The sequence below is a fragment of the Psychrobacter sp. W2-37-MNA-CIBAN-0211 genome (assembly GCF_040309405.1).
GTDB lineage: Bacteria > Pseudomonadota > Gammaproteobacteria > Pseudomonadales > Moraxellaceae > Psychrobacter > Psychrobacter glaciei.
The window spans coordinates 1-311 of the sequence record NZ_JBEOOU010000082.1 but is presented as its reverse complement, the minus strand read 5'-3'; the positions used below and the strand labels follow the sequence as shown (position 1 = coordinate 311).

Below are 311 nucleotides of genomic sequence, written 5' to 3'. Positions count from 1 at the left end.
CTACGTGACTGGTCAGCAAATTATCAAGATGCGCACTACCTACTTGGTACTGCAGCGGGCCCACACCCATTCCCAACTATTGTGCGTGAATACCAAAAAATTATTGGTGAAGAAGCAAAACAACAAGTGCTAAAAGCTGAAGGTCGCCTACCTGATGCCGTTATTGCCTGTGTTGGCGGCGGTTCTAATGCCTTTGGTATGTTTAGTGATTTTATTAACGAGCCAAGTGTAAAGCTCATTGGTGTTGAGCCTGCTGGTAAAGGTTTAGATACACACGAGCACGGTGCCACTATTTGTAAAGGTACTAAAGG

The 311-nt window shown here is 45.0% G+C and carries 1 pseudogene; it reads left to right on the top strand.

Annotated elements, in window-relative coordinates:
• Positions 1 to 311: pseudogene (locus AAEY72_RS14385) on the top strand (tryptophan synthase subunit beta); the annotation flags it as partial.